The sequence below is a fragment of the Actinokineospora baliensis genome (assembly GCF_016907695.1).
Taxonomy (GTDB): domain Bacteria; phylum Actinomycetota; class Actinomycetes; order Mycobacteriales; family Pseudonocardiaceae; genus Actinokineospora; species Actinokineospora baliensis.
Genome location: NZ_JAFBCK010000001.1, coordinates 7,307,065 through 7,328,889 on the forward strand (window position 1 = coordinate 7,307,065; position 21,825 = coordinate 7,328,889).

Here is a 21,825-nt window from a genome sequence, read left to right on the forward strand (position 1 = left end):
GCTCTGATGGTGGCGTGCACAGGCTGTATCCCCCACCCCCGTTTTCCTCACCCGATGTGGTGGACGACACCGAGCTGGAACGGCTCTACGACTACCCGCCCGCGCTGACCCGCGCCTGGGTGCAGACCAACTTCGTCACCAGCACTGACGGCGCCGTCTCCGTCGACGGCCGCTCAGCGGGCCTGTCCAGCCCCGGCGACAAGCGCATCCTGGCCCTGGGCCGCGACCTCGCCGACGTGATCCTGGTCGGCTGGGGCACCGCCCAAGCCGAGCACTACCGCGGCGTGAAGTCCACGGAAGTCCGCGCCGCCCGCCGCGAGCGGCTGGGCCTGAGCCCACTGCCACCCATCGCCGTGGTGACCGCCAGGGGGTCGGTCGAACCGGACTCCCACCTGGTGCGCGACACGGTGGTCCCACCCCTGGTGATCACCACGGAACTGGCGCCGGAGTCGCGGCGGTCGGAATTGGCGGACGCCGGGGCTGACGTGATCGTGGCCGGGGAGACCGAGGTGGACCTGGGCGTGGCACTGGCGGAGCTGTCGGCCAGGGGCCTGCGCCGGGTGAACTGCGAGGGCGGGCCGACCCTGCTGGGCTCACTCATCGCGGCGGACCTCGTCGACCAGATGTGCTTGACGGTGTCGCCGGTACTGGCGGGCGGCACTTCGGGCCGAGCAGCGATCGGGCCGACGGGGGTACCGGTGGCGCTGTCGCTGGCCTCGGTGCTCACGGACGAGGGATTCCTGATGCTGCGCTACCGGCGGCAGAAGGACTGAACACCTCCGCGATCCGCTCGATCTCCGCGCGCCTGGCCTCCCGCTTGGCGACATCGGAGGCGCTGGGTGGAGCGGTTTCGGCTCCCACCGCGCCGTCGAGGTGTTCTCGGAGGATGTCGGCGTGGCCTGCGTGTCTGCTGGTTTCGGTGAGCAGGTGGATGAGGACCTTGAACAGGGTCACGTCGGGGCTGGGCCACCACGGCACGTGGCCGGGGGCGTCGAGGGCGAGGGCGGTGATCGTCGCGTCCGCGTGGGCCCAGACCCGCCGGTACAGGTCGGTGATCTCGGCGCGGGTCTCGTGCTCGGTGGCCCACATGTCGGCGCCCGGCGAGGGCAGGGGTTCGGGGAACGGGCGCGCGAACACCTCGCCGAGGTAGCGGGCCTCCCAGGTCGCGAGGTGCTTGACCAGGCCGAGCAGGTTCGTCCCGGTGCCGGTCATCGGGCGGCGCAGGTCGTGGTCGCCGAGGCCGTCGAGCTTGGCGAGCACCGCGGCTCGGACCTCGCGCAATTCGTCGTGCAGGTGGGTCTTGGTGCTGGTCACCCGGCCGAGCCTGCCCCAACCGGCGGCGCGACGGGCTCTGACGGGGCAAGATGGCGGGCGTGGCGCTACCGCTGACCCCGCCGGTCCAACCGATGCTGGCCAAGCCCGCGAAGTCCATCCCGGACGGAGCAGGGCTGGTGTTCGAGCCCAAGTGGGACGGTTTCCGCTGCCTGGTGTTCCGCGACGGGCCGGAGATCACGCTGCAGTCGCGGTCGGGCAAGCCGCTCAACCGGTACTTCCCGGAGGCGGAGGTGGCGTTGCGCGCCGCCCTGCCGGACCGGGTGGTGATCGACGGTGAGCTGGTCGTCGACCTCGACGGCAGGCTCGACTTCGACGCCCTCGCCGAGCGCATCCACCCGGCGGCCAGCCGGGTCACCATGCTCGCCGAGAAGACCCCGTCCCGGTTCATCGCCTTCGACCTGCTCGCCCTCGACGACGACCTGTTCCTCGAGTCGTCCGGCTACGACCGCAGGCGGCTGCTGGAGAACGCGGTCACCCCGACCGACCGGGTGCACCTGACCCCGGCGACCATGGACGCCGCGCTGGCCAGGCAGTGGTTCACCATCTTCGAGGGCGCCGGGCTCGACGGCGTGATGGGCAAACCGGCGGGCGGGCCGTACACGCCGAACAAGCGGACCATGCTCAAGTTCAAGCACTCCCGCACCGCCGACTGCGTGGTGTCCGGCCTGCGCTGGCACAAGGGCAGCACCCCCGGCGAGGCGGTCGGCTCCCTCATGCTCGGCCTCTACGACCGCTCCGGCGGCCTCAACCACGTCGGGGTCGTCGGCTCCTTCACCGTCGCCAACCGCCGCGCCCTCGCCGCCGAACTGGCCGACCTGATGGTCGGCGGCGGCTCCAACCACCCCTGGGTCAGCGGCGCGCAGACCGACCAGGCCCGGGTCCCCGGCGCGATCAGCCGCTGGCGCACCACCGAACAACCCTGGGTCCCGCTACGCCTCGAACGAGTCGTCGAAGTCGCCTACGAACACACCGAAGGCGGCTACCCGAGCCGGTTCCGCCACACGGCCCAGTTCATCCGCTGGCGCCCGGACCGCACCCCGGACTCGTGCACGTACGAACAGCTGGAAGAACCCGCCAACTACGACCTGTCCTCGGTCCTGCGCGGCGAGGTCAAGGCCCGCAGCTAACCCGCGATCACGGCGGGCAGACGGTGCCATCGCGCGGGACCGTGCCGTCCAGGAGGAGGGCTTGGGCGGCTTCAGCGGCGCGGGGAACTACCCGGCGCACCGTGCCCGATACGCCGCCGGAGATCGGGCTGCCGCCGCCAACCGCCGGTCAGCGGCGTGGAAACCGCCCCGATCACGGTGGGCAGACGGTGCCATCCCGCAGGACGGTGCCGTCAAAAGAAGGGGCTCCAGGGCCCAGGACCGCGCAGCCCCAAGGCATCATGTCCGCTGCCCAGCCAGGAGATCAGCAAGGCCGTCGCCAACTGCACATAGGTGCCGTCAAGCGAGCCGTGGCAGCCAGATCACGGCGGGCAGACGGTGCCGTCGCGCGGGACCGTGCCGTCAAGGAGGAAGGCTTGGGCGGCTTCCGTCGCGCAGGGTGAGTAGCCCAGTGCGCCGTGTCCCGTGCCCTGCCAGGAGATCAGCACTGCTGTCGCCAGCTGCTGTGCCGCTCGTTCGGTGCCGCTGAGCGGAGTAAGTGGGTCGACTGCGGTGGCCAGGACCACCAGCGGTGGGGCTGTGCGGGCGGTGGCCGTGGGCACCGGGTGGGAGGGGACGGGCCAGGGGCTGCAGACGGCTAGCCATTCGGCGGTGAGGGCGCCGAAGAGGGGGTAGCGGGTGTTCCAGTCCTTTGAGGCCGCGGTCAGCGCCTCTGTGGACAGTCGCGACTTGGTGTCGTTGCAGCGGGTCACCAGGGTGGCGTCGAAGGTCGCGGGCACGTCCTCTGACTCCAGCACCAGCGGTGTGACCGCCGCGGCCAGCCGGGTCGGGTCGCCGCTGCGGGCGTTGGCCAGGGCTACGGCCAGGGACGGCCAGTTGGCGCGGTCGGCGAGGCCGTGTTGGACGGCGCGCAGGACGAGGCCGGGGGTCAGGTCGATGTCGTCGGTGACGAGGGGGGAGCTGGCGGCTCGGTCCAGGATCTCGGTGAGGGCCTGCCGGGCGTTGGCGCCCAGTTCGCACGCCCGCTTCGCGCAGTCGTCGGCGAACGCCGCGAAGGTCGCGTCCGCCCCGGCGGCCACGCCCTCCAGCGCGACCACGGCGTCCTCGTTCGGGTCCGGTGCGCCGTCGAGCACCATCCGGCCGACACGGTCGGGGTAGCGCTCGGCGTAGACCGACAGCACCCGCGACCCCTCGCCGTGGCCGATCGCGTGCAGCTTGTCCATGCCCAGGCTGATCCGCAGCGATTCGACGTCGCCCGCGGTGCGCCAGGTGTCGATGGCGGGCAGTCGCGTCTCGAGCGCGATCGAGCACTGCTGGCCCGCTGTGCGCGCCTGGTCGACCAGGCCTTCGAGGTCCAGGGCCCGCGGGTCGGCGTCGAGCAGGCCGAAGCGGACCTCCTCGGGCACGCAGCGCACCGGGTCGGAACTGCCCGTCCCCCGGCGGTCGAGGCCGACCAGGGAGAACTTGGCCAGCAGGTCCGGTGGCAGCTTGGCGGCCAGCGCGGCGGCGTAGTGGGTGCCGGGGAGGCCGTCGACCTCGTTGACCACCACGAGCGGGATCGGTCCGGTGCCCGCGCGCAGCGCCTGCAGCCGGATCCCGCCCCGGCCGGGCGCGTACGGGGAGTCCAGTGTCCCGGTGACCTTCCCGCAGGTCAGATCGATGCCTGGGGTGGTCGTGATGCCCTGGAGGACCTCGGGTGAGCACGGCCCCCAGATGCTGCGCCCCGGGTTCGGCTGGTTCAGCGGCGGCAGCGGCGCGGGGCCTGGCTCGGAGCTCGCGGTGGTGACCGGTTGGCCACCGCCGTCGTTGACGACGATCCCCGGTCGCACCGACGGACCCGCCGTGCAGGCGGCGAGCAGGACGAGCGGCAGCAGGACGACACCGCGACCAACCCTCACGCCCGCGCCATCCCTCTCCCTCGCCGATCCGACTCCCCCACCTTCGCACGCCGTGGGTGAGAACCCGGTGAACGCCCCGCCACCAGGGCAATCGGGCCGCGGGTAGCTTTGCGCGCATGGGGGCGACGACGCGGTGGGACCTGGCGGGCAGAACACCGGCGGTACCGCCGACGGTGCGCGTGCTGGTGGCCATCGTCAGCGTCCAGGTCGGGGCGGCGCTGGCCAAGCAGCTGTTCGCGGTGGCGGGCACGGCGGGCGCGGTGACGCTGCGGTTGGTGTTGGCCGCGACGGTGCTGGTGCTGCTGTGGCGGCCGTCGATCAGGGCCAACCGGGGCGCGATCCCGGTGATCCTGGCCTACGGCGTGGTGCTGGGTGTCATGAACCTGTGCTTCTACGCCGCGATCGAGCGGATCCCCCTGGGCATCGCGGTGACCGTGGAGTTCCTGGGCCCGCTGGCGGTCGCGCTCGGCGGGTCGCGGCGGTTGCTGGACGCGCTGTGGGCGCTGCTGGCGGGGGCGGGCGTGGTCCTGCTGGCCAACACCGGCGGGGACGTGTCGGTGGTGGGGCTGCTGCTCGCCCTCGCCGCGGGCGTCTGCTGGGCCGGGTACATCCTGCTCAGCGCCGCGTTGGGCAGCCGGACCGAGGACGGGTCGGGGCTGGCGCTGGCGGCGGTGGTGTCGGGGCTGCTGGTGGCGCCGTTCGGGATCGCGGACGCGGGGGCGGCGTTGCTGCAGCCGTGGGTGCTGGCGGCGGGCCTCGGGGTGGCGCTGATGTCGTCGGTGATCCCCTACTCGCTGGAGCTCACCGCGCTGCGCACCATGCCGCCCCGGGTGTTCGGCGTGTTGATGAGCCTCGAACCGGCGGTCGCCGCGCTCGCCGGGCTGGTGGTGCTCGGCGAGGCGCTGCGGCTGCCGCAGTGGATCGCGGTCGGGTGCGTGGTCGTCGCGTCGGCCGGGGCGACCAGGTACCGCCGCGAGTGAACCGACCACAGTGGACGGTCAGCCCAGGTCGCGCAGCGCGCGTTGGGCGGCCTCCAACTCGGCCTTGAGCTGCTCGACCCGGCGCGTCTGGCGCTCGCGGGCGGTGGTGATGGCGACGCCGATCGCCTCGCCGACCTCGGCGGGCAGCAAGCGCCCGACCTTGGCCACGTCGCCTGCGGGGACCGGGACCCAGCGGACCGTGCGCTTCTTGCCGACCAGCACGTCCACGCTCCACTCCCCCTCCGGCGTGGAGTGCAGGGTGACCGTGATCTCCACCGGCTGCTGGGGCTGCCTGCGCTGCCGGGGCTTCGGCTCGGCATCGCCGCCGGGTTCGATGCCCTCGACGACCGGTGCGGGCGCCTGCACGGGCACGGCGGCGGGGGCCGCCACCGCCTTGGGGCGGGCAGGCGGTTTGACGGTGGTCAACTCGGCCGGGGAGAAGCTCAGCACGTCCCGCGAACCGTGCGGCCGCACCTGGATGAAGTCGCCCTCCGCGGGCTCGTCGAAGGCGATGACCTTGGCCTGCTGGCCGGTCTCGACGCCCACCGCGGCCGAGGTGAACCACACCGGGGTGGGTTTGCCCTCGGCCAGCGCCGCGCGCAGCCGCTCGATGTCCGCTTCGTCGAGGGCCTTGACCTCGGCCCGTGTCCCCGCCATGCGCTTCCCCTCCGTCGCACCAACCGGGTGCCGAGTGTGCCGGGTGGCACCGACAGTCACTCGTTCGGGCGGCCCGAGGTGCCACCGCGGGCGGCGGGACCTAGCTTCTCGGTGATGAGCGTCCGGTACCTGTGGTGGCGAAGCTGCTACGACGGTGTGCTGCACGCCTTCCCGATGGCGGCGGGCGCCCGGCTGACCCACCAGCACTACCGCGCCTCGTGCACCCACGCCGCGCCGCCGGACCTCGCAGGCGACACCGGGGGTGCCGCGCAGGGGCCGCGCTGCGAGCTGTGCCTGCTCATCATCGGCGGCGCGGCGAGCGCGCGGCAGGCCGTCGGTCAGTCCATTTAGGACTCGCGGAGCCGGTACTCGCAGCCGTACTCCAGCGCGTACTGCAGGTCGTAGTGGTGCACGATCTTGGGGCCACCGTGCAGGTGCACGTGGGTGACCGTGGAGCGCGGGTCGACCGGGACGCTGGCGAGGGTGTCCACCCGCCCGTCGAGGGGTCCGCCGACGTAGCGGACGAGATAGGTCTCCGCCATGGTGCGCCCCTTCCGCTCCGCGCCTCTGCGGGCAGTGTAAGTGCTCGGACCGACGTTTCCGCCGGTCCGATTCCGGCGATCGCGGTGCGGTCAACCGGATGGAGCAACCTCGGTGCGGCACCGCGGATTCCCGCGTACTGTGGTTGCCCCGCCTGCGGGGCGGAAGCCGAGTGGACGGCCACAGTGGACCGGGCAGGACCGCTCAGTCGCGCGCCTTGGACGGCTGCACCCGCTTGGGTTCGCCCGCCATCTTCGGGTACTCCGGCGGGTAGGGCAGGTCACCGAGGCCGTGGTCGCGCTCGTCGCGCTCGACCATCTCCAGCAGCGGCTCCAGCGAGTACGCCCGCTCGGCCACACCCGCGTGCAGGTCGCCGACCTCGGCGAAGCGGGCGGGCATGGTGAGCACGCTGAAGTCCTCCGGGTGCACCGAGCCCAGCTCGTCCCAGGTCACCGGCGCGGACACCAGCGCGCGGGCGGTGGGGCGGATCGAGTAGGCCGAGGCGATGGTCCGGTCGCGGGCCATCTGGTTGTAGTCGACGAAGATCCGGCTGCCGCGCTCCTCCTTCCACCAGCTGACCGTCACCTGCTCCGGCATCCGCCGCTCCATCGCCCTGGCCAGCGCGATCAGCGCCCGCCGGGCCTCCACGAAGGTCCACCGGGGCTCGACCGGGATGTAGAGGTGCACGCCGCGACCGCCGGAGGTCTTCGGGAAGGCGTCCAAGCCGAGCGACTGGAGCAGGTCCCTGGTCTCGAACGCGACGGCGACCGCGTCGTCGAAGTCGGTGCCCGGCTGCGGGTCGAGGTCGACGCGCAACTGGTCGGGGTGGTCGACGTCGCCGCGCGAGACCGGCCACGGGTGGAAGGTCAGCGTGCCGAGGTTGGCCGCCCAGGCCACCACGGCGAGCTCGGTCGGGCACACCTCGTCGGCGGGCCTGCCGCTGGGGAAGGTGATCCGCGCGGTCTCGACGTAGTCGGGCGCCCCCTTGGGGACGCGCTTCTGGTAGAACGCGTCGCCGGTGTGGTCGCCGCGGGTGGAGAGCTTGGCGCCCTCGAACACCCCGCCCGGCCAGCGCTCCAGCGTGGTCGGGCGATCACGCAGCGCACCGAGGATGCCGGGGCCCACGGCCAGGAAGTACTCCACCACCTGCCGCTTGGCGATCCCCAACTCGGCGAAGTACGGCTTGTCCGGATTGGACACCCGAACCGACCGGCCGTCGACCTCGATCTCCACCGCTGGCGCCATGGCCACCAGCCTACGGGCGACCGGTAAACCCCGCGCACGGCTCGGTAACGTGGTCACACCACAACAGCGAAGGACCGCACCCGGTGAAGATGGACAACAGCCCCGCCAGGGGCACCCGTGACCTGCTGCCCGCGACCGTCGCCGTGCGCGACCACGTGCTGGCGAGGATCACCGAGGTCTACCACCGGTACGGCTACCAGCGCATCGAGACGCCCGCGCTGGAGGGCATCGAGCGGCTCACCGGCGGCCAGGGCGGTGAGAACGAGAAGCTGATCTACCGGGTGCTGCGCCGCGGCCTCGACGAGGCGGTCGCCGCCGGGACACCGCTCTCGGAGCTGGTCGACCTGGGGCTGCGCTACGACCTGACGGTGCCGCTCACCCGCTTCTACGGCGCGAACCAGGCGAGCTTGCCGCAGCCGTTCCGGTCGTTCCAGTTCGGGCCGGTGTGGCGGGCCGAGCGCCCGCAGAAGGGCCGGTACCGGCAGTTCTACCAGTGCGACATCGACATGCTCGGCGAGGAGAGCGTGCTCGCCGAGGTGGAGCTGATCGAGGCGACCACCGAGGCGCTGGCCGCGGCGGGCCTGAGCGGGGCGACCGTGCGGGTGTCGGACCGGCGGTTCCTCTCCGCGCTGGCGGCGTCGGTCGGTCTGCCCGAGGAGGCCTGGACCGGTCTGTTCATCACCCTCGACAAGCTCGACAAGATCGGCTGGGACGGGGTGCGCGCCGAGCTGCCCGGCCGCGGGCTCGACGACGCCGCGATCGACCGGCTGCAGGAGAGCATCACCGGCCTGCAGGGCGGCGACCCGGCGACGCTGGGCAAGCGGCTGGCCGAGGCCGTGCCGGGTCTGCCGGACGAGGTCCTCGGCGACCTCACCGAGACCGCGTCTGCCCTGTCTGCGCTGCGCGACCTGCGCTGGGAGTTCGACCCGACCCTGGTGCGCGGCATGGGCTACTACACCGGCCAGATCTTCGAGATCACGCACCCGGCCAGCTCCAGCTCCATCGCGGGCGGCGGGCGCTACGACAAGCTCATCGGCCGCTCCCTGGGCCGCGACGTGCCCGCGTGCGGGTTCTCCATCGGCTTCGAGCGGATCGTCGACCTGATCGAGGGCGCGGGCACCCGGGACGCGGTCGCGGTGCTCTACGAAGCGGACGTGCCACTGGGCGTGGTCACCGGGACCGCGCGCGAGCTGCGCCGCGACGGCCGCTCGGTGTCGCCGGTGCGCAGGCGCGGCAAGTTCGGCGCCCAGCTCGGCAAGCTGCAGGAGTGGGGTTTCACCTCGATCGTGCACCTCAAGGACGCCGAAACCCCAGGCGAGGAGCGTCCGCTCGGCGAGAGGTAAGCCGCGTCACTGGACCGCCGGGTTACCGTTGGGGCATGGTCACGGGAACGTTCGGGGACCGGGGCGACCCCAGCGGCGAGGAGCCCGACGGCGCGCGCCGCCGGGCGGCCGACGACCGGTTCACCGAGGACCTGGTCGGGCTGGACCCGGCCGACCCGGAGGCGCGCGCGTTCGCCGAGCACCTCGACCGGGTCGAGAAGGTCCACCCCAGCTACACCGTCGAGGGCTACCTGGGCGGGGTGCGCGACTTCGCCGAGTCGGCCAACCGGCTCGGCGGGCACCACCGGCTCACCGCGGGCATACTCGCGGCGCTCATCTTGTTGGGCGTGGTGGTCGCCGCGTGGGACGCGCTCGTCTTCATCGTCGGCGTCCTGTTCGCCTGAGCGGCCCCAGAAGGAGAGAAGACCAACCGTGGCTATGGAACCCGTGGTCGGCGCGACCCCGCGCGTGGTGAAGTCCGAGCAGGAGTGGCGCACGCAGCTCAACCCCAAGGAGTTCGCCGTGCTGCGCCAGGCGGGCACCGAGCCCGCGTGGACCGGCGAGTACACCGACACCAAGACGGCCGGGGTGTACCGGTGCCGGGCATGCGGGGCCGAGTTGTTCCGCAGCGACACCAAGTTCGAGTCGCACTGCGGGTGGCCGTCGTTCTTCTCGCCGCTGGCGGGCGAGAGCGTCGTGCTGCGCGAGGACCGGGCGCACGGGATGGTCCGCACCGAGGTGCTGTGCGCGAGCTGCCACAGCCACCTGGGCCACGTGTTCGAGGGCGAGGGCTACCCGACGCCGACCGATCAGCGCTACTGCATCAACTCGGTGTCGCTGACCCTGGTGCCCGACACCTCAAGTCCTGGTCAAGAAGCCTAAATCCCGCCAACGGGACCCCTAAATCTTGCTCAAGCACGCTTGTGCCCCCGGTCACACCGCGCGGAGCATGGTCGCCAGCCGGGACACCGAACCCGGTGGCACAGGGGGGAATCCGGTCGCGGTCAGCCGCGGCGGGCCTCCCCCGGGTAGGGGGAGCGATGGATCAACCATGGGGTGTTTCCGGACCTGATTTCCTGCGGGCGTACCTGATCGCCGCGGCGTTCGCGGTGTTGCTCGCGGCGGCTGCGCGGATCACGGCACGTACGGGCAAGGCCGTGGAAGTGGGCGGGGTCGGGCTGACCGAGTTGGCCTACCTCGCGGGCGGTCCGCGGCGGGTGGTGGAGCTGTCGCTGGCGCGGCTGCTCGACCGCGGCGCGCTGCGGGTCAACCGCGACGGCCAGGTCCAGGCGGTCGACGGGGTCCGGGTCGGCGGTGACTCGGTGGACCGGGCGGTGGGCGTGGCGCTCACCAAGCGCAAGGCGCGGGCGGCGACGCTGGTCGTCGGCGATGTCGCGGGGAGCGCGGCGGTCACCGCCGTTGCCGAGGGGATGGTCCGGCGGGGGCTGTTGGTCGCCGGGCGGCGGCGGTGGGCGCGGTTGTCGGCCCTGCCGATGGCGGTGGTCTCGGCCGTCGGCCTGCTGCGCTGGCTGCAGGAGCTGCGCCTGGCCGACGACACCGGGTGGCTCACGGTCGCGGTGATCGGCACCTTCGGGCTGACCGCGCTGATCTGGACCAGGCCGATCCCACCGCGCACGTACGCAGGGGAGAAGGCGCTGGTGGAGTTCCGACGCGGCGGTCCAGCCGCCCCGGACATCGCCACCAAGACCGCGCGCGACGGGCTGGCCGGTCACCCGGACTTCCCGGCCGAGCGGCCGGTGCGGCGGCAGGCGGCCAAGCGGGTGCGGTCGGGGCAGCGCGCGAGCTCGAGCGCCGCGGCGTACGGGGCTGGCTGCGGCGGCGACTTCGGCGGTAGCAGCTGCGGGGGCAGCAGTTGCGGTGGCGGCGGGAGCAGCTGCGGCGGTGGCGGCGGAGGGTGTGGAGGTGGCGGGGGGAGCTGAGCGCCCCGGGGGTGGGGAGAACTGGGGGGCGAAGGGGGAGGATGACGGCATGGGTGAGCACCTGGGAGTGGGCATCGGCTGGCGGTCGGAGATCGACCTGACCGTCGAGCGGATGCAGGGGGTCGACTTCGTCGAGGTGGTCGCGGAGAACGTGCACCGCGACCACCTGCCGGAGTCGCTGCGCTTGCTGCGCGAGCGGGGACTCCCGGTGCTCCCCCATGCCGTCTCCTTGTCGCTGGGCGGCGCCGAGCCGCTCGACACCGACCGGGTCGAGCACCTGGCGGCGGTGGCCGACCTGCTCGACGCGCCGCTGGTGAGCGACCACGTGTGCTTCGTGCGGGCCGGGGGGCTCGACTCGGGGCACCTGATGCCGGTGCCGCGGACCCGCGCGGCGCTGGAGGTGCTGGTGGCCAACGTGACCCAGGCGCGGTCGATCCTGGGGCGGCCGCTGGCGCTGGAGAACATCGCGGCGCTGCTGCGCTGGCCGGACGCGGAGCTGACCGAGGCGCGCTTCCTGACCGAGCTCGTCGAGCGCACCGACTGCCTGCTGCTGCTGGACGTGGCGAACATGTGGGCCAACGCGCTCAACCTCGGCGAGGACCCGGCCGAACTCCTCGACGGCCTGCCCCTGGAGCGCCTGGCGTACGTCCACGTCGCGGGGGGCGTCGAGATCGACGGGGTCTACCACGACACGCACGCCCACGCCGTGCCCCAGGGCGTGCTGGACCTGCTCGGCGAGCTGTGCGACCGGGCGACGCCGCCCGGCGTCCTGCTGGAGCGCGACGACCGCTACCCGGCAGACGCGGTCCTGGCCGACGAACTGGCGGCGATCCGCGCGGTGGTGTCCCGGTGAGCCGCGAAGAACTGGCCGCGGCCCAGGGAGAACTGCTGCGCGCCCTGCTCGCGGGCGGCGCCGCACCCGCCGGATTCGATCATCAGGCGCTGCGCGTGGAAGCGGACGCACTCCTGTCGAAACGGCGTCGAATCGTCAGCCAGATCGACCCGGAAACGGCCGAGAATCTCGGCGAACGATTCAAGGAATTGTTCAATTCCTACGCCTTGGCGAATCCCAGGCAGACCGGTTCACGATTTCGCGACGACGCCAGCGCATTCGCCGAGTGGGCGGTCCGCGGCGGTCACCTCACCGCACCCGGCGAGCGCCGGTGGTGGCGCCGCAAGGGGTAGGCGGGGTGGACAACGGCCCGGTGGCGCCACCCCCGAGGGGTGGCCGGCAGGTGGCGCCACCGGGCCGGGTGGGCCCGGCTCCCCCCGGATCGCGCGTGAGCCCCTGCCGAACCACGAAGCGATCAACGCGGGGTGCCCGCCCTGGTCGCAGGCGCTACCGCCGCCGGGGCTGGAAGATGCAGACCAGACGGGCCGCGGGGCCCCGGTCGGGGGCCGGGGGTGGGGTCGACCACAGGGACGTGATGGACCAGACGACCTGTCTTCGGGGTCGCTCGCGCCCGGGAACCGCTGCGCGACAACCGATCCACTTGCTCATCGGTACCTCCTCGCCACTGGCCCACCGCCCTGGGCACGGGCGGTGCCGCCGACCTGGGATCGCGCGGTCCCCGGCGAGCCCGGCACGCGGTGGACGTCACTGGGGGGACGGCCACCGCCTGCCGGTCGAGCGTCAGGACCGGGGTGAGGTGATCACCACGAAGCGCGCTCCCTGGTCGTCGGTCACCACCGCCTGCCTGCCGTATGGGGTGTCGGTCGGCTCTTGCTGCACCGCGCCGCCCAGCTCGATGACCTTGGCCGCGGCCGCGTCGGCGTCCTCCACCTCGAAGTACACCGTCCAGTGCGCCGGGGTTCCGGGCTCGGCGGCGCCGAGGCCCGCGACCGGCTCGTCGGCCTCGCCCAGGTGCACCGTGGCGTAGCGCGGTTCGGCCGAGACCTCGCGGTGGGTGTGGCCCGCCACCGCGCCGTAGAAGGCGGCCGCCGCGTCCGGGTCGGCGCTGAGCTGGTCGCTCCAGGTGATCGACCCCGGCTCGCCCGCCAGGTTGGTGCCGGTGTGCGCGTTGGACTGCCACAGGCCGAAGAAAGCCCCGGTCGGGTCGATGCCCGCGGCCATGGTGCCCTGCTCGGCAATCTCCATCGGCGGCACGACCACCTGCCCGCCCGCGGCCTGGACCTGGGCCGCAGCGGCGTTGGCGTCCTCAGTGGACAGGTAGACGACCCAGGCGCTGACCTGGCCCTCCTGCAGCGGGCCCAGGCCCGCGACCGGGTGCTCGCCGACGAAGCAGTTGGCGTAGCCGCCGAACTCGGCCGCGCCCTTCTCCACCCGCCAGCCGAACAGCGCGGAGTAGAAGGCGGTGGCGCGGTCGACGTCGGTGCCGATATCGACCCAGCAGGGCGCGCCCGCCGGCCAAGGGGTGGTACGGGTGACCATGGGAAACCTCCGGGGTTGGTGGTGCCCGCACCGAGCGCGGACGCCGCCACGGTAGACCGGCGCACCGACACCCGCGCTCCGGCGGATTTCCCGCGAATTCCGCGGTGGACCGCTCCAGGCCCGGTGAATGGATCAGTCAATCGGCGGATTGCGGCCCGGCGGCGGTGTGGATAGCTTCGTCGGCACTGGGGCCAGACATTCGACGTTCCTTTTCCTCGTGCCGGTGTTCCGGCCCTTCAGTGCATCCCCTCATTCCCATCACGGACCGGGGTACATCCATGCGAAATAGAATTCCAGCGGCGCTGACCGCCACCGCGCTCGTCGGTGGTCTCGCCATCGCCCTCAGCCCACCGGCCGCCGCGGCACCCACCGCGGCCCCGGCCGAGCCGACCACGGTCGTCACCCTCATCACCGGCGACCGCGTCGGCCTCACCAAGGCCGACGCCACCGGCACCCGCAGGCCGGTGCTGATGCCGGACACCCGGCGCCGGGGCGGCTTCCGCGGCTTCACCGTCGGCGAGCACGTCTACGTCATCCCGCTCGACGCGCTGCCGCTGGTGGCCTCCGGGCAGCTCGACCGGCAGCTGTTCGACGTGGCGGCGCTGGCCGACGCGGGCTACGACGACCGGCGCGGGGACCTCCCGCTGATCCAGACCGGGCCGAGCACCCGGGCGGCGGGCGTGCGGACCGTGCGCGAACTGCCGCTCAGCGGTGCCCGGGCCCTCGCGGCGGACAAGTCCGCGCTGGCGGGCTCGTGGCGGGCGCTGACCGCGGCGGGCGGCAAGGTGTGGCTCGACAGCAAGGTGGCGCCGTCGCTGGACCGCAGCGCCGCGCAGATCGGTGCGCCCGCGGCCTGGCAGGCGGGGGTGACCGGCGCGGGCGTGACGGTCGCCGTCGTCGACACCGGCGTCGACCAGACCCACCCGGACCTGGCCTCGCGCGAGATCGCCCAGCACAACTTCACCGACGAGCCGACCGACGCCGACGTCGTCGGGCACGGCACGCACGTCGCCTCGACCATCGCCGGGACGGGCGCGAAGTACCGCGGCATCGCGCACGGCGCCAAGATCCTCGACGCCAAGGCGCTCGGGATCGCGGGCGGGCAGCTGTCGTGGATCATCGCGGCGGTCGAGTGGTCGGTGGCCAACGGCGCCGACATCGTCAACATGAGCCTCGGCGCGGACGACACCCCCGGGATCGACCCGCTCGAGGAGGCGGTCAACCGGCTCAGCGCCGAGACGGGCACGCTGTTCGTGGTGGCCGCGGGCAACTCCGGCAGGCCCAAGACCGTCGGGACACCCGGCACCGCGGACGCTGCCCTGACCGTCGGTTCGGTGGAGCGCGACGACTCGCTCTCGCCGTTCTCCAGCCGCGGCCCCCGCATCGGCGACGCCGCGGTGAAGCCGGACGTCACCGCGCCCGGTTCCGGGATCGCGGCGGCCAAGTCGGCCGACGGGCTCCTCGGCGACCCGGTGGAGCCGGGCTACGTCGCCATGTCGGGCACCTCGATGGCCAGCCCGCACGTGGCGGGCGCCGCGGCGCTGCTGGCGCAGAAGCACCCCGACTGGACCGGCGCGCAGATCAAGGCGGCCCTGACCGCCTCCGCCAAGCCCACCGCCGGGCTCTCGGGCTACCAGCAGGGCGCGGGCCGCGTCGACGTGGCCAAGGCGTTGGCGCAGAACGTGACCACGAGCCCGACGACGGTGAGCTTCGGGGCGCAACTGTGGCCGCACAACGACGACAAGCCGGTGAGCACGGAGTTGACCTACAAGAACTCCGCGAGCACACCCGTCAACCTGGACCTGGCGGTCGACGCGCTCGGGCCGGACGGCAAGCCCGCGCCCAGCGGTCTGCTCACCGTCAGCCCGGCCAAGGTGACCGTGCCCGCGGGCGGCAGCGCGAAGGTCACCGTCACCGGCGACACCCGGCTGGGCAGCCTCGACGGGCACTACAGCGGGTCCGTGGTCGCCACTGGCGGCGGGCAGAACAGCCGCACGCCGATCGGTGTCGACCGCGAGGTCGAGAGCTATGACGTGACGCTGAAGTTCTTGGGCCCCAACGGGAAGCCGTCCGCGGACTGGCTCTCGACGGCGCTCGGCGTCGACAGCGAAGGCTTCGAGTTCATCATCCCGGAGGCGGACGGGACCGCCAAGACCCGGCTGCCCAAGGGGCGCCACATCCTCGACAACGTGTACACCGCGCCCGCGGGTACCGAGTTCCGGCACCTGGCGTACCCGGCGTTCGAGGTCACCGGCGCGACCGAGGTCGTGTTGGACGCGCGCAAGACCAAGCCGGTGCGGGTGACCGCGCCGACCACGGTCGCGCCGCTGTTCGGCTTCACCGGCTACGAGGCCCGCTTCGGCGACCGCTGGGCAGGCGCCGTGCTCGGCGTCGACGACCTCAACACCCTGTGGACCGGGCAGATCGGCCCCGACCTGCCCGCCGACGTGTTCACCTGGACCGCCAACCAGTTCTACTGGGACGGACCGGGGACCGACTTCCACGCCCTGGCCTGGTTCCAGGAGAAATCCGTGCCCACCGGCTTCACCAGGGTGGTCACCCGCCGGGACCTGGCCACGCTGCGCACCACCGTCGGTGTGGGCAGGGCGGGCGGCACGGCGGGTCGCACACTGGGCGCCACCTCGCTGACCGGCCGCGCGGGCCTGGTCTTCGTCGGCCGCGTGGCCGACCACGAGATCACCGACTACGTCAACGCCGAGAACGTCCAGTGGGAAGGCGGCGTCGACGTCGGCAGCCCAGAGGGCCTCGACTCGTACTACATCGCCGAGCCGCTGCGCCCGCGCGCGGGCCAGACCTACCGGCTGCGGGCGAACTACGGGATCTTCGGCCCGGGCCTGCCCCGCGCGAGCTCCCCGTGGGCCTCGCGCGACAACGACACCCTGCGGGTGAACGTGGGCCTGTGGAGCGACGGACCGGGCAACTGGGGCCTTTCGCTCACCGACTCCGCCAGGACCACCCTTTACCGCAACGGGAAGAAGATCGGCGAGTCCAGTGCAGCGGGCAGCGGCCAGTTCCCGGTCCCCACGGCCGCGGCCGACTACCGCCTGGAAACCGAGGGCACCCGCCCCGCCGACTTCCAGGTGAGCACCAAGGTCTCCGCCACCTGGACGTTCCGCTCCGACCCGCGCCAAAGCGCCCTCCCGCTGTCCGCGGTCCGCTTCGACGCCAAACTCCGCCCCGACAACTCCGCCGCACCCGGCCGCTTCACCATCCCCGTCACCCTCCAACTGGAGGACGGCAGGCACACCAAACCCCGCACCCTCTCCGTGGACGTCTCCTACGACGAGGGCAAAACCTGGCGCTCCACCCACATCCGCGACGGCGCCATCCACCTCGACCACCCCCGCACCGCGACCTCGGTCTCCTTGCGCGCCAAGGCAGAAGACGGCCGTGGCGGAACAGTCAAGCAGACCATCATCCGCGCCTACCTGATCAAGAAGTAGACCCTTGGCGGCGGCCCACCCTGGTGGTGGGCCGCCGCTTCGGGTCACCTAAGCGCGCATCAGCGCCTGTTTGATCGGCTCGGTGACCGACTTGGCGACGGGGTCGTTCGGGAACAGCCGCTCGGCCTCCGCGCGGAGTTCGTCGGCGACCATGGCCAGTGAGTCGAACGACTTGCGTTCGGCAGCCAGTGCCGTCGTCGTCCACTCCGCTGCTTCGGCGACATCCCCTTGGCGCAGTGCGACAACAGCCAACGTCAGGCGTGCTTCGGTGGCTCGCATGGGACTCCGGTCAGAGCCGTCCGGCCGCCGCGAGATTCGCAGGACTTCCTGGGCGTGTTCCGCCGCGCGCCGGTCCTCGCCCACGATCCGGTAGCAGTCCATCGCGTAGAAGTCCCACTTGGTCGGGTCGATGACGAAGTGGTTGTCCGGCCGTGTCGGGCGCTCGTTGGCCGAGGAGCCGGTAGCCCTGATCGAGGATCTTGGTCACCGACTCCCGCCGACCCATCCGAGCAGCAGCCTTGGCGGCCTGCGCTGATAGCTGGACCGCCACCGACGAGTTCGGCGCCGCCGCCGTGCCAGCCTCACAAGCAGGACCAACCGCGTTGAGTCGTCCCTGGGTGAGCGCGAACCACGCACTCATCTCGAACGCCCACGCGATGATCTCCCCGTGCCCGGTCTCCTCACCCACCCGGAACGCCGACGACCGGTCAAGCTCAGCCTGCCGGTAGTTGCCCATGTCGTACTCGATGCACCCGGTCAGCAACATCAACCACCCAGCGGTGACCAACAGCTCCCGATGCTCCACCAACGAGCACGAACCAGACAACAGGGTCGAGATGCCCTGCAAACACCTCCGAGCCTCAGCCTTCAACTCCCCCGCATCACGCCACGCATACTCACAACACAACTCCTCAGTGAAGACCTGAAGCTGCTCAACCGTCCTAAGCCCGACATCCGACCGGTTCAACCCGCGCACCAACTCATCCCACGGAGCATCAGAGTCCACCCCGACCTGGGCAGACACCTTCCCGAGCTGGAACCACAGATACGGCTGCGGGATACGCAACGCCCGCGCCCAAGCCTCGAGCTTGTTCAAGTCGTGGACAGGCGTACGCGACGACTCCAACCTGCTGACCTGCGGCTGCCCCAACCCCAACCAACGACCCACCGCAGCCTGCGTCAGAACCGGGCGGTGCTCCAGGCGATACGCGTTGATGACATAGCCGATGTGCTTCGACCGCAAAGCCTCACGCAACGCAGGCCGACGCCAAAACTCATCCGGCTTCTCCTCAGCAGGCGACGCCGGACCGACCCTGCGGGCACAGGATGCACAGAACCGCCCGCTGTTGTCCGAAGCCATCGGGCGACGGCACATGTCGCACGCCTTCAAGATCCACCTCCCGCACGGTCGTCCACCCGAGTGTGGAACCGTTCGAGAACACGCAACGGCGAATATGCCTGGCGCGCATATGTTTCGTTGCCAGCGGCCGCCCCCCTGTTGGTGAGCCGCCGCTTCGATTCGGCGCGGTTCGCCAGCGACCATCACCAGTTCGTTGAACGACTTACGTTCGGCAGCAAGCGCCGCCGAGGTCCATTCCGAAGCTTCGGCGACACCCCCTTGGCGCAGTGCGACAACCGCCAGCGTGCTTCCGCCGCCCGCATCGAACTGCGATCACGACCGCCCGGCCGCCTCACCAGCATGACCAACCGCGTTCAGCCGCCCCAAGTCAGCGCGAACCACGCACTCATCTCAAACGCCCACGCGACGATCTCCGTACCCGATCTCCTCGCCCACGCGGAACCCCGCCGCCCGATCGAGCTCAGCCTGCCGGTAGTTGCCCATGTCGTACTCGATGTACCCGGTCAGCAGCATCAACCACCCAGCGGTGCCCGCATCACGCCACGCGTACTCACAGCACAGCTCCTCGGTGAAGATCTGAAGCTGCTCCACCGTCCTAGGCCCGACATCCGACCGGTTCAACCCGCGCACCAATCCCGGGATCCCTCCCGAGCTGGAACCACAGGTGCGACTGCGAGCCCGCACCCAAGCTCCCAGCTCGTTCAGAGCGTGCGCAACGACCTAGGCCCGCAGAACCGCGCTTGCCCCAGCGCCGACCAACCGCAACGCCTTCCGTCCCCGCAGCTCGACCACCGCCCTCGCAGGCCCAGCGGCCCGCACGCGCCCCTCGCCACCGCCGAACGCTCGTTGCCGCGCCCCACCGAGCGACGTCCAGCCCCCACCCTCTCCGGGGGCAATGCCGCTTACTTAGGTCTTTGCGCTGTTTAGTGGGGTGTGTTGCGAGGTTTTTGGTGCGGGGTTTGCGGATGACGATGCGTGGAGGTGTGTCGTAGCGGGTGCCTGCCTGGTCGGGTTTCTTCTGTTTGTATCGGCTACGTGCTTGTTTGACCGCTCGGGGGTGGCTGCGTTCTCGCCGTGGCGGGTTGGGTCGTTCAACGATTTCGCTGATCGTCTCGGTGATCGCGGCGGTGAGCCTGTTGGGGGGATACGCCGCCTGGTCGGAGACCTGGCGGCGTATCGCCTGGAACGAGCGGACGAACGACAAGCGATCATCATCGATGCCGACGTGTTCGGCGGCTTCGTGCATGAGATGTCGGACCGCGTAGTGTGTCAGGAACAATGCCCAGATTTCTTGCCGCACGGTCTCTGGATGTTTGGATCGCAACACCACGTCCGACCCGCCACGCATCCGTGTCTCTATCTCGTCGAACGTCGACTCGACTTCCCATCGCTCGTGATAGATCACCGCCAACTCGCCCGCGAGTGCGTCGATCGGCTCCAGCAGGTTGGTGATCAGTCGAATGACATCTTTCTTTCCGTCTCGATTCGGGATCTCGTACTCCACCACCCGCACTTCAGTCAGGTCGCATCCGCGCTTTCGAGATCGCCCCGACGGTCGGGGCCGTCCGCTCTTTCCGCCACGACCCCACGGTCTGCAACCCGTGCGCTAGTTTCCGCAGGACTTCTTCACAGCTCGTACCAAAGAACATCGCCCGGGCGGGCAACAATCGCACCCGTTTCTCCCGACGATCCGCCGCATCGACAACCAGGTCTCGAGTCAACAATCGTGTCAACACCCCGATACCGATCGCGTCAGTCAATTTCTCATGATCCGACACAATCGGCCGCAAATTGCCCATCACACCCACGCACGAACCCTGCAACACGCACCGCTAAGATCACTTCGGCGCCGCGCCCACCTCCCGTAGCCCCCGCTAAGTAAGTGACATTGCTCCGGGGAGGCGTCCCTGGAGCAGTCTCCTGGGCCCCGCCGACAAAGGATCTTGAAAAGGCCCGCCGGAGATCCACATGTGGACAACTTCTGTCGCCGGAACGGGTGAACATTCAGCGCCAAGAGCCAGTGTTCACCAGGTCGCGGGGTCGGAACCAGGGACGTGGGGGCCGTGGTCCCAGCGGGGTGGGGAGCCGGGCAATGTGCCGGGGACAAGGACGTGGCGGATCAGGCCCAGTTGGGTGTCCATTTCGGACAGATAGGGGTCAACAGGGGCGGGAGACTCCGCGGAGTCGATGCGGCCGAGGGTGGTGAGCCAGTGGGCGGTGCGGGCGAGCGACACCCGGACGTGCCAGGTTCCGCCTTCGGTGGAGCGGCGGTGTAGGGCTGCGAGTGTTCCCAGGGCGGCTAGCCAGCCGGTGCCGTGGTCGAGGGCTTGGGCGGGAAGGGGGACGGGGGCGGTCGAGCCGCGGTGTGCGATTCCGGTGGCCAGTTGCAGCAGGCTGTCGAAGCCTCGCCGTCCGCGCCAAGGGCCTGTGTGGCCGTAGGCGGACAGCGACACCAAGACCGTCCCTTGTGGAGCATCAGCCGGACCGAAACCCTTGGCGGCAAGAGAATCTGGTCGATATGACTGCACCATGACGTGCGCGTCAGCCCACAGTTCGCGCAGACGGGAGGAATCCTCGGGACGGCGCAGGTCGAGCCAAGCGCTGCGCTTGCCGAAACCGGTGTCCACCAACACCGGCCGCATGACCGGCAGGTGCTCGGCGCCGATGTGCAGGACGTCCGCGCCGTGGGCAGCGAGGGTGCGACCACACACCGGGCCCGCGATCACATGGGTCAGGTCCAGCACCCGAACCCCGGCCAACGGCCGATCAGCCCGCTCCAGCGGCCGCCGCGGCCCATCGCCGATCCGCTCCACAGCCACCACCGGCTCCGCGGCGACCGCCCGCCCCTGCGCGTGATCAGCCCACGCGGCAGGCGACCGCAAAGCCGCAGCCGCGCCACCAGCGGCCAACACGGAATCAACCACGTCATCCGCCGCACGAGCAGCCACCCCAGCGGCAACGTCCTCGCCGAGCACCGACAGGACCGCCGACGCGTGGTGCGGGTAGTTGCAGTGCAACCGAACCCACCCGTCCCGCGCCCGGTAGTCCCCGGACAACGGCGCCCACAGATCACCAACCGGCGCACCGTCGAGCAGCAGGTGCCGTTCGCTGCGAAACGCCTCCACCGCATGCCGAACATCCACCGACACCGGCCCCGGCTCCACGCCCCGCGACCGCAGCAGCACCCCCGCCGCCTCGGTCACCAACCCCACACACCGAGCAGCCAGGTGCGCCACCCGATACGGCCCCGCGACCACCCGCTCATCGCCCACCAACTTCACAGCGGACTCCCGACCAACCCGGCACCCGCCTCGAACGAGCAACCGCGCCCCAGCCACGGGACCACCGATGCGGCACGGCAGGCACCACTCACGACCGCGCTCCTCCCACGCTCACAAACGCACGTCAGCCCCGCGCGGGCTCGACTCGCTCCGGCGGCGGGCGACTTCCCGATCGGTGCGGTCGTTTTCGCCCAACGGTGCACAGTTGGCCGAGGTGCACGCCGAGGTTCTGGCCGCCAGCACCCACGAAAACTCCCGGGCGGCCAGCACATGCGCGCCCCGACCGGCGAGCACGATGCCGCCTC

The 21,825-nt window shown here is 71.4% G+C and carries 21 protein-coding genes and 1 pseudogene; 11 read left to right on the forward strand and 11 right to left on the reverse strand.

All coding sequences use genetic code 11. From position 1 onward, the window contains the following. The first annotated feature begins 56 nt into the window (after positions 1-56). Positions 57-773 carry a pyrimidine reductase family protein gene (locus tag JOD54_RS32100; protein ID WP_307860452.1) on the forward strand — a complete coding sequence of 239 codons (717 nt, stop codon included), beginning with the start codon at positions 57-59 and terminating at the stop codon, positions 771-773. On the opposite strand, the gene JOD54_RS32105 is transcribed toward JOD54_RS32100, so the two are convergent. Continuing rightward, the gene (locus tag JOD54_RS32105; RefSeq protein ID WP_204455678.1) at positions 724-1,314 is read right to left on the reverse strand and encodes a DinB family protein; all 591 of its coding nucleotides are present in this window, start codon (positions 1,312-1,314) and stop codon (positions 724-726) included. The two genes, JOD54_RS32100 and JOD54_RS32105, sit on opposite strands and share 50 nt — an antisense overlap. 50 nt (positions 1,315-1,364) lie before the next feature. On the opposite strand from JOD54_RS32105, the gene JOD54_RS32110 reads away from it, so the two are divergent. After that, positions 1,365-2,462 (forward strand): ATP-dependent DNA ligase, encoded by a 1,098-nt coding sequence (locus JOD54_RS32110; protein WP_204455679.1) that lies wholly within the window; start codon positions 1,365-1,367, stop codon positions 2,460-2,462. 341 nt (positions 2,463-2,803) lie between these two features. Here JOD54_RS32110 and JOD54_RS32115 read toward each other — a convergent pair whose 3' ends face one another. Beyond that, positions 2,804-4,339: an alpha/beta hydrolase gene (locus JOD54_RS32115; protein ID WP_204455680.1), complete on the reverse strand. Its 1,536-nt coding sequence runs from the start codon at positions 4,337-4,339 to the stop codon at positions 2,804-2,806. A gap of 116 nt (positions 4,340-4,455) precedes the next feature. Here JOD54_RS32115 and JOD54_RS32120 point away from each other — a divergent pair, with 116 nt between their 5' ends. Further along, positions 4,456-5,319: an EamA family transporter gene (locus JOD54_RS32120; protein ID WP_204455681.1), complete on the forward strand. Its 864-nt coding sequence runs from the start codon at positions 4,456-4,458 to the stop codon at positions 5,317-5,319. An 18-nt stretch (positions 5,320-5,337) separates the two neighbouring features. Here JOD54_RS32120 and JOD54_RS32125 read toward each other — a convergent pair whose 3' ends face one another. Next, on the reverse strand, positions 5,338-5,976 hold the full coding sequence (locus JOD54_RS32125) for a DUF6319 family protein (RefSeq protein WP_204455682.1): 639 nt from the start codon (positions 5,974-5,976) through the stop codon (positions 5,338-5,340). Between the two features lie 114 nt (positions 5,977-6,090). Between JOD54_RS32125 and JOD54_RS32130 the strand changes: the two genes are divergently transcribed. Next, on the forward strand, positions 6,091-6,327 hold the full coding sequence (locus tag JOD54_RS32130; protein ID WP_204455683.1) for a hypothetical protein: 237 nt from the start codon (positions 6,091-6,093) through the stop codon (positions 6,325-6,327). Here the strand turns inward: JOD54_RS32130 and JOD54_RS32135 are convergent. Next, positions 6,324-6,518: a DUF8847 domain-containing protein gene (locus JOD54_RS32135; protein WP_204455684.1), complete on the reverse strand. Its 195-nt coding sequence runs from the start codon at positions 6,516-6,518 to the stop codon at positions 6,324-6,326. The two genes, JOD54_RS32130 and JOD54_RS32135, sit on opposite strands and share 4 nt — an antisense overlap. A gap of 202 nt (positions 6,519-6,720) precedes the next feature. After that, complete coding sequence (locus tag JOD54_RS32140) at positions 6,721-7,761, reverse strand: DNA polymerase domain-containing protein (RefSeq protein WP_204455685.1); 1,041 nt, start codon at positions 7,759-7,761, stop codon at positions 6,721-6,723. A gap of 89 nt (positions 7,762-7,850) precedes the next feature. On the opposite strand from JOD54_RS32140, the gene hisS reads away from it, so the two are divergent. From hisS to JOD54_RS32170, 6 genes are all read left to right on the forward strand, one after another. Next, the gene (hisS, locus tag JOD54_RS32145) at positions 7,851-9,104 is read left to right on the forward strand and encodes a histidine--tRNA ligase (protein ID WP_239575902.1); all 1,254 of its coding nucleotides are present in this window, start codon (positions 7,851-7,853) and stop codon (positions 9,102-9,104) included. A 35-nt stretch (positions 9,105-9,139) separates the two neighbouring features. Further along, positions 9,140-9,487, forward strand: a complete 348-nt coding sequence (locus tag JOD54_RS32150; RefSeq protein WP_239573575.1) for a hypothetical protein — start codon at positions 9,140-9,142, stop codon at positions 9,485-9,487. Between the two features lie 34 nt (positions 9,488-9,521). Continuing rightward, positions 9,522-9,965, forward strand: coding sequence for a peptide-methionine (R)-S-oxide reductase MsrB (msrB, locus tag JOD54_RS32155; protein WP_204456928.1), 444 nt, complete (start codon positions 9,522-9,524; stop codon positions 9,963-9,965). 158 nt (positions 9,966-10,123) lie between these two features. Further along, positions 10,124-11,023, forward strand: coding sequence for a TIGR04222 domain-containing membrane protein (locus JOD54_RS32160; protein ID WP_204455687.1), 900 nt, complete (start codon positions 10,124-10,126; stop codon positions 11,021-11,023). Positions 11,024-11,072: 49 nt separating this feature from the next. Then, positions 11,073-11,876: an MbnB/TglH/ChrH family RiPP precursor modification enzyme gene (locus JOD54_RS32165; RefSeq protein WP_204455688.1), complete on the forward strand. Its 804-nt coding sequence runs from the start codon at positions 11,073-11,075 to the stop codon at positions 11,874-11,876. Continuing rightward, positions 11,873-12,208 (forward strand): SCO6045 C-terminal-like domain-containing protein, encoded by a 336-nt coding sequence (locus JOD54_RS32170; RefSeq protein WP_204455689.1) that lies wholly within the window; start codon positions 11,873-11,875, stop codon positions 12,206-12,208. The genes JOD54_RS32165 and JOD54_RS32170 overlap by 4 nt, the downstream gene beginning before the upstream one ends. A gap of 448 nt (positions 12,209-12,656) precedes the next feature. Here JOD54_RS32170 and JOD54_RS32175 read toward each other — a convergent pair whose 3' ends face one another. Beyond that, positions 12,657-13,415: a VOC family protein gene (locus JOD54_RS32175; protein WP_204455690.1), complete on the reverse strand. Its 759-nt coding sequence runs from the start codon at positions 13,413-13,415 to the stop codon at positions 12,657-12,659. A gap of 278 nt (positions 13,416-13,693) precedes the next feature. Here JOD54_RS32175 and JOD54_RS32180 point away from each other — a divergent pair, with 278 nt between their 5' ends. Continuing rightward, positions 13,694-16,879: a S8 family serine peptidase gene (locus tag JOD54_RS32180; RefSeq protein WP_204455691.1), complete on the forward strand. Its 3,186-nt coding sequence runs from the start codon at positions 13,694-13,696 to the stop codon at positions 16,877-16,879. A gap of 48 nt (positions 16,880-16,927) precedes the next feature. Here JOD54_RS32180 and JOD54_RS34890 read toward each other — a convergent pair whose 3' ends face one another. The 5 genes and pseudogenes from JOD54_RS34890 to JOD54_RS32205 all read right to left on the reverse strand — a co-directional run bounded on the left by JOD54_RS34890 (position 16,928) and on the right by JOD54_RS32205 (position 21,520). Next, positions 16,928-17,158 carry a hypothetical protein gene (locus JOD54_RS34890; protein ID WP_239573576.1) on the reverse strand — a complete coding sequence of 77 codons (231 nt, stop codon included), beginning with the start codon at positions 17,156-17,158 and terminating at the stop codon, positions 16,928-16,930. 10 nt (positions 17,159-17,168) lie between these two features. After that, a complete protein-coding gene (locus JOD54_RS32185; protein ID WP_239573577.1) occupies positions 17,169-18,239 on the reverse strand; it encodes a helix-turn-helix domain-containing protein in 1,071 nt (356 codons plus the stop codon). A 390-nt stretch (positions 18,240-18,629) separates the two neighbouring features. Beyond that, the gene (locus JOD54_RS32190) at positions 18,630-18,830 is read right to left on the reverse strand and encodes a hypothetical protein (RefSeq protein WP_204455692.1); all 201 of its coding nucleotides are present in this window, start codon (positions 18,828-18,830) and stop codon (positions 18,630-18,632) included. 547 nt (positions 18,831-19,377) lie between these two features. Next, positions 19,378-19,752 (reverse strand): annotated as a pseudogene (locus JOD54_RS34895) (transposase); the annotation flags it as partial. Between the two features lie 511 nt (positions 19,753-20,263). Beyond that, on the reverse strand, positions 20,264-21,520 hold the full coding sequence (locus JOD54_RS32205; protein WP_204455695.1) for a CoA transferase: 1,257 nt from the start codon (positions 21,518-21,520) through the stop codon (positions 20,264-20,266). Positions 21,521-21,825: the final 305 nt, after the last annotated feature.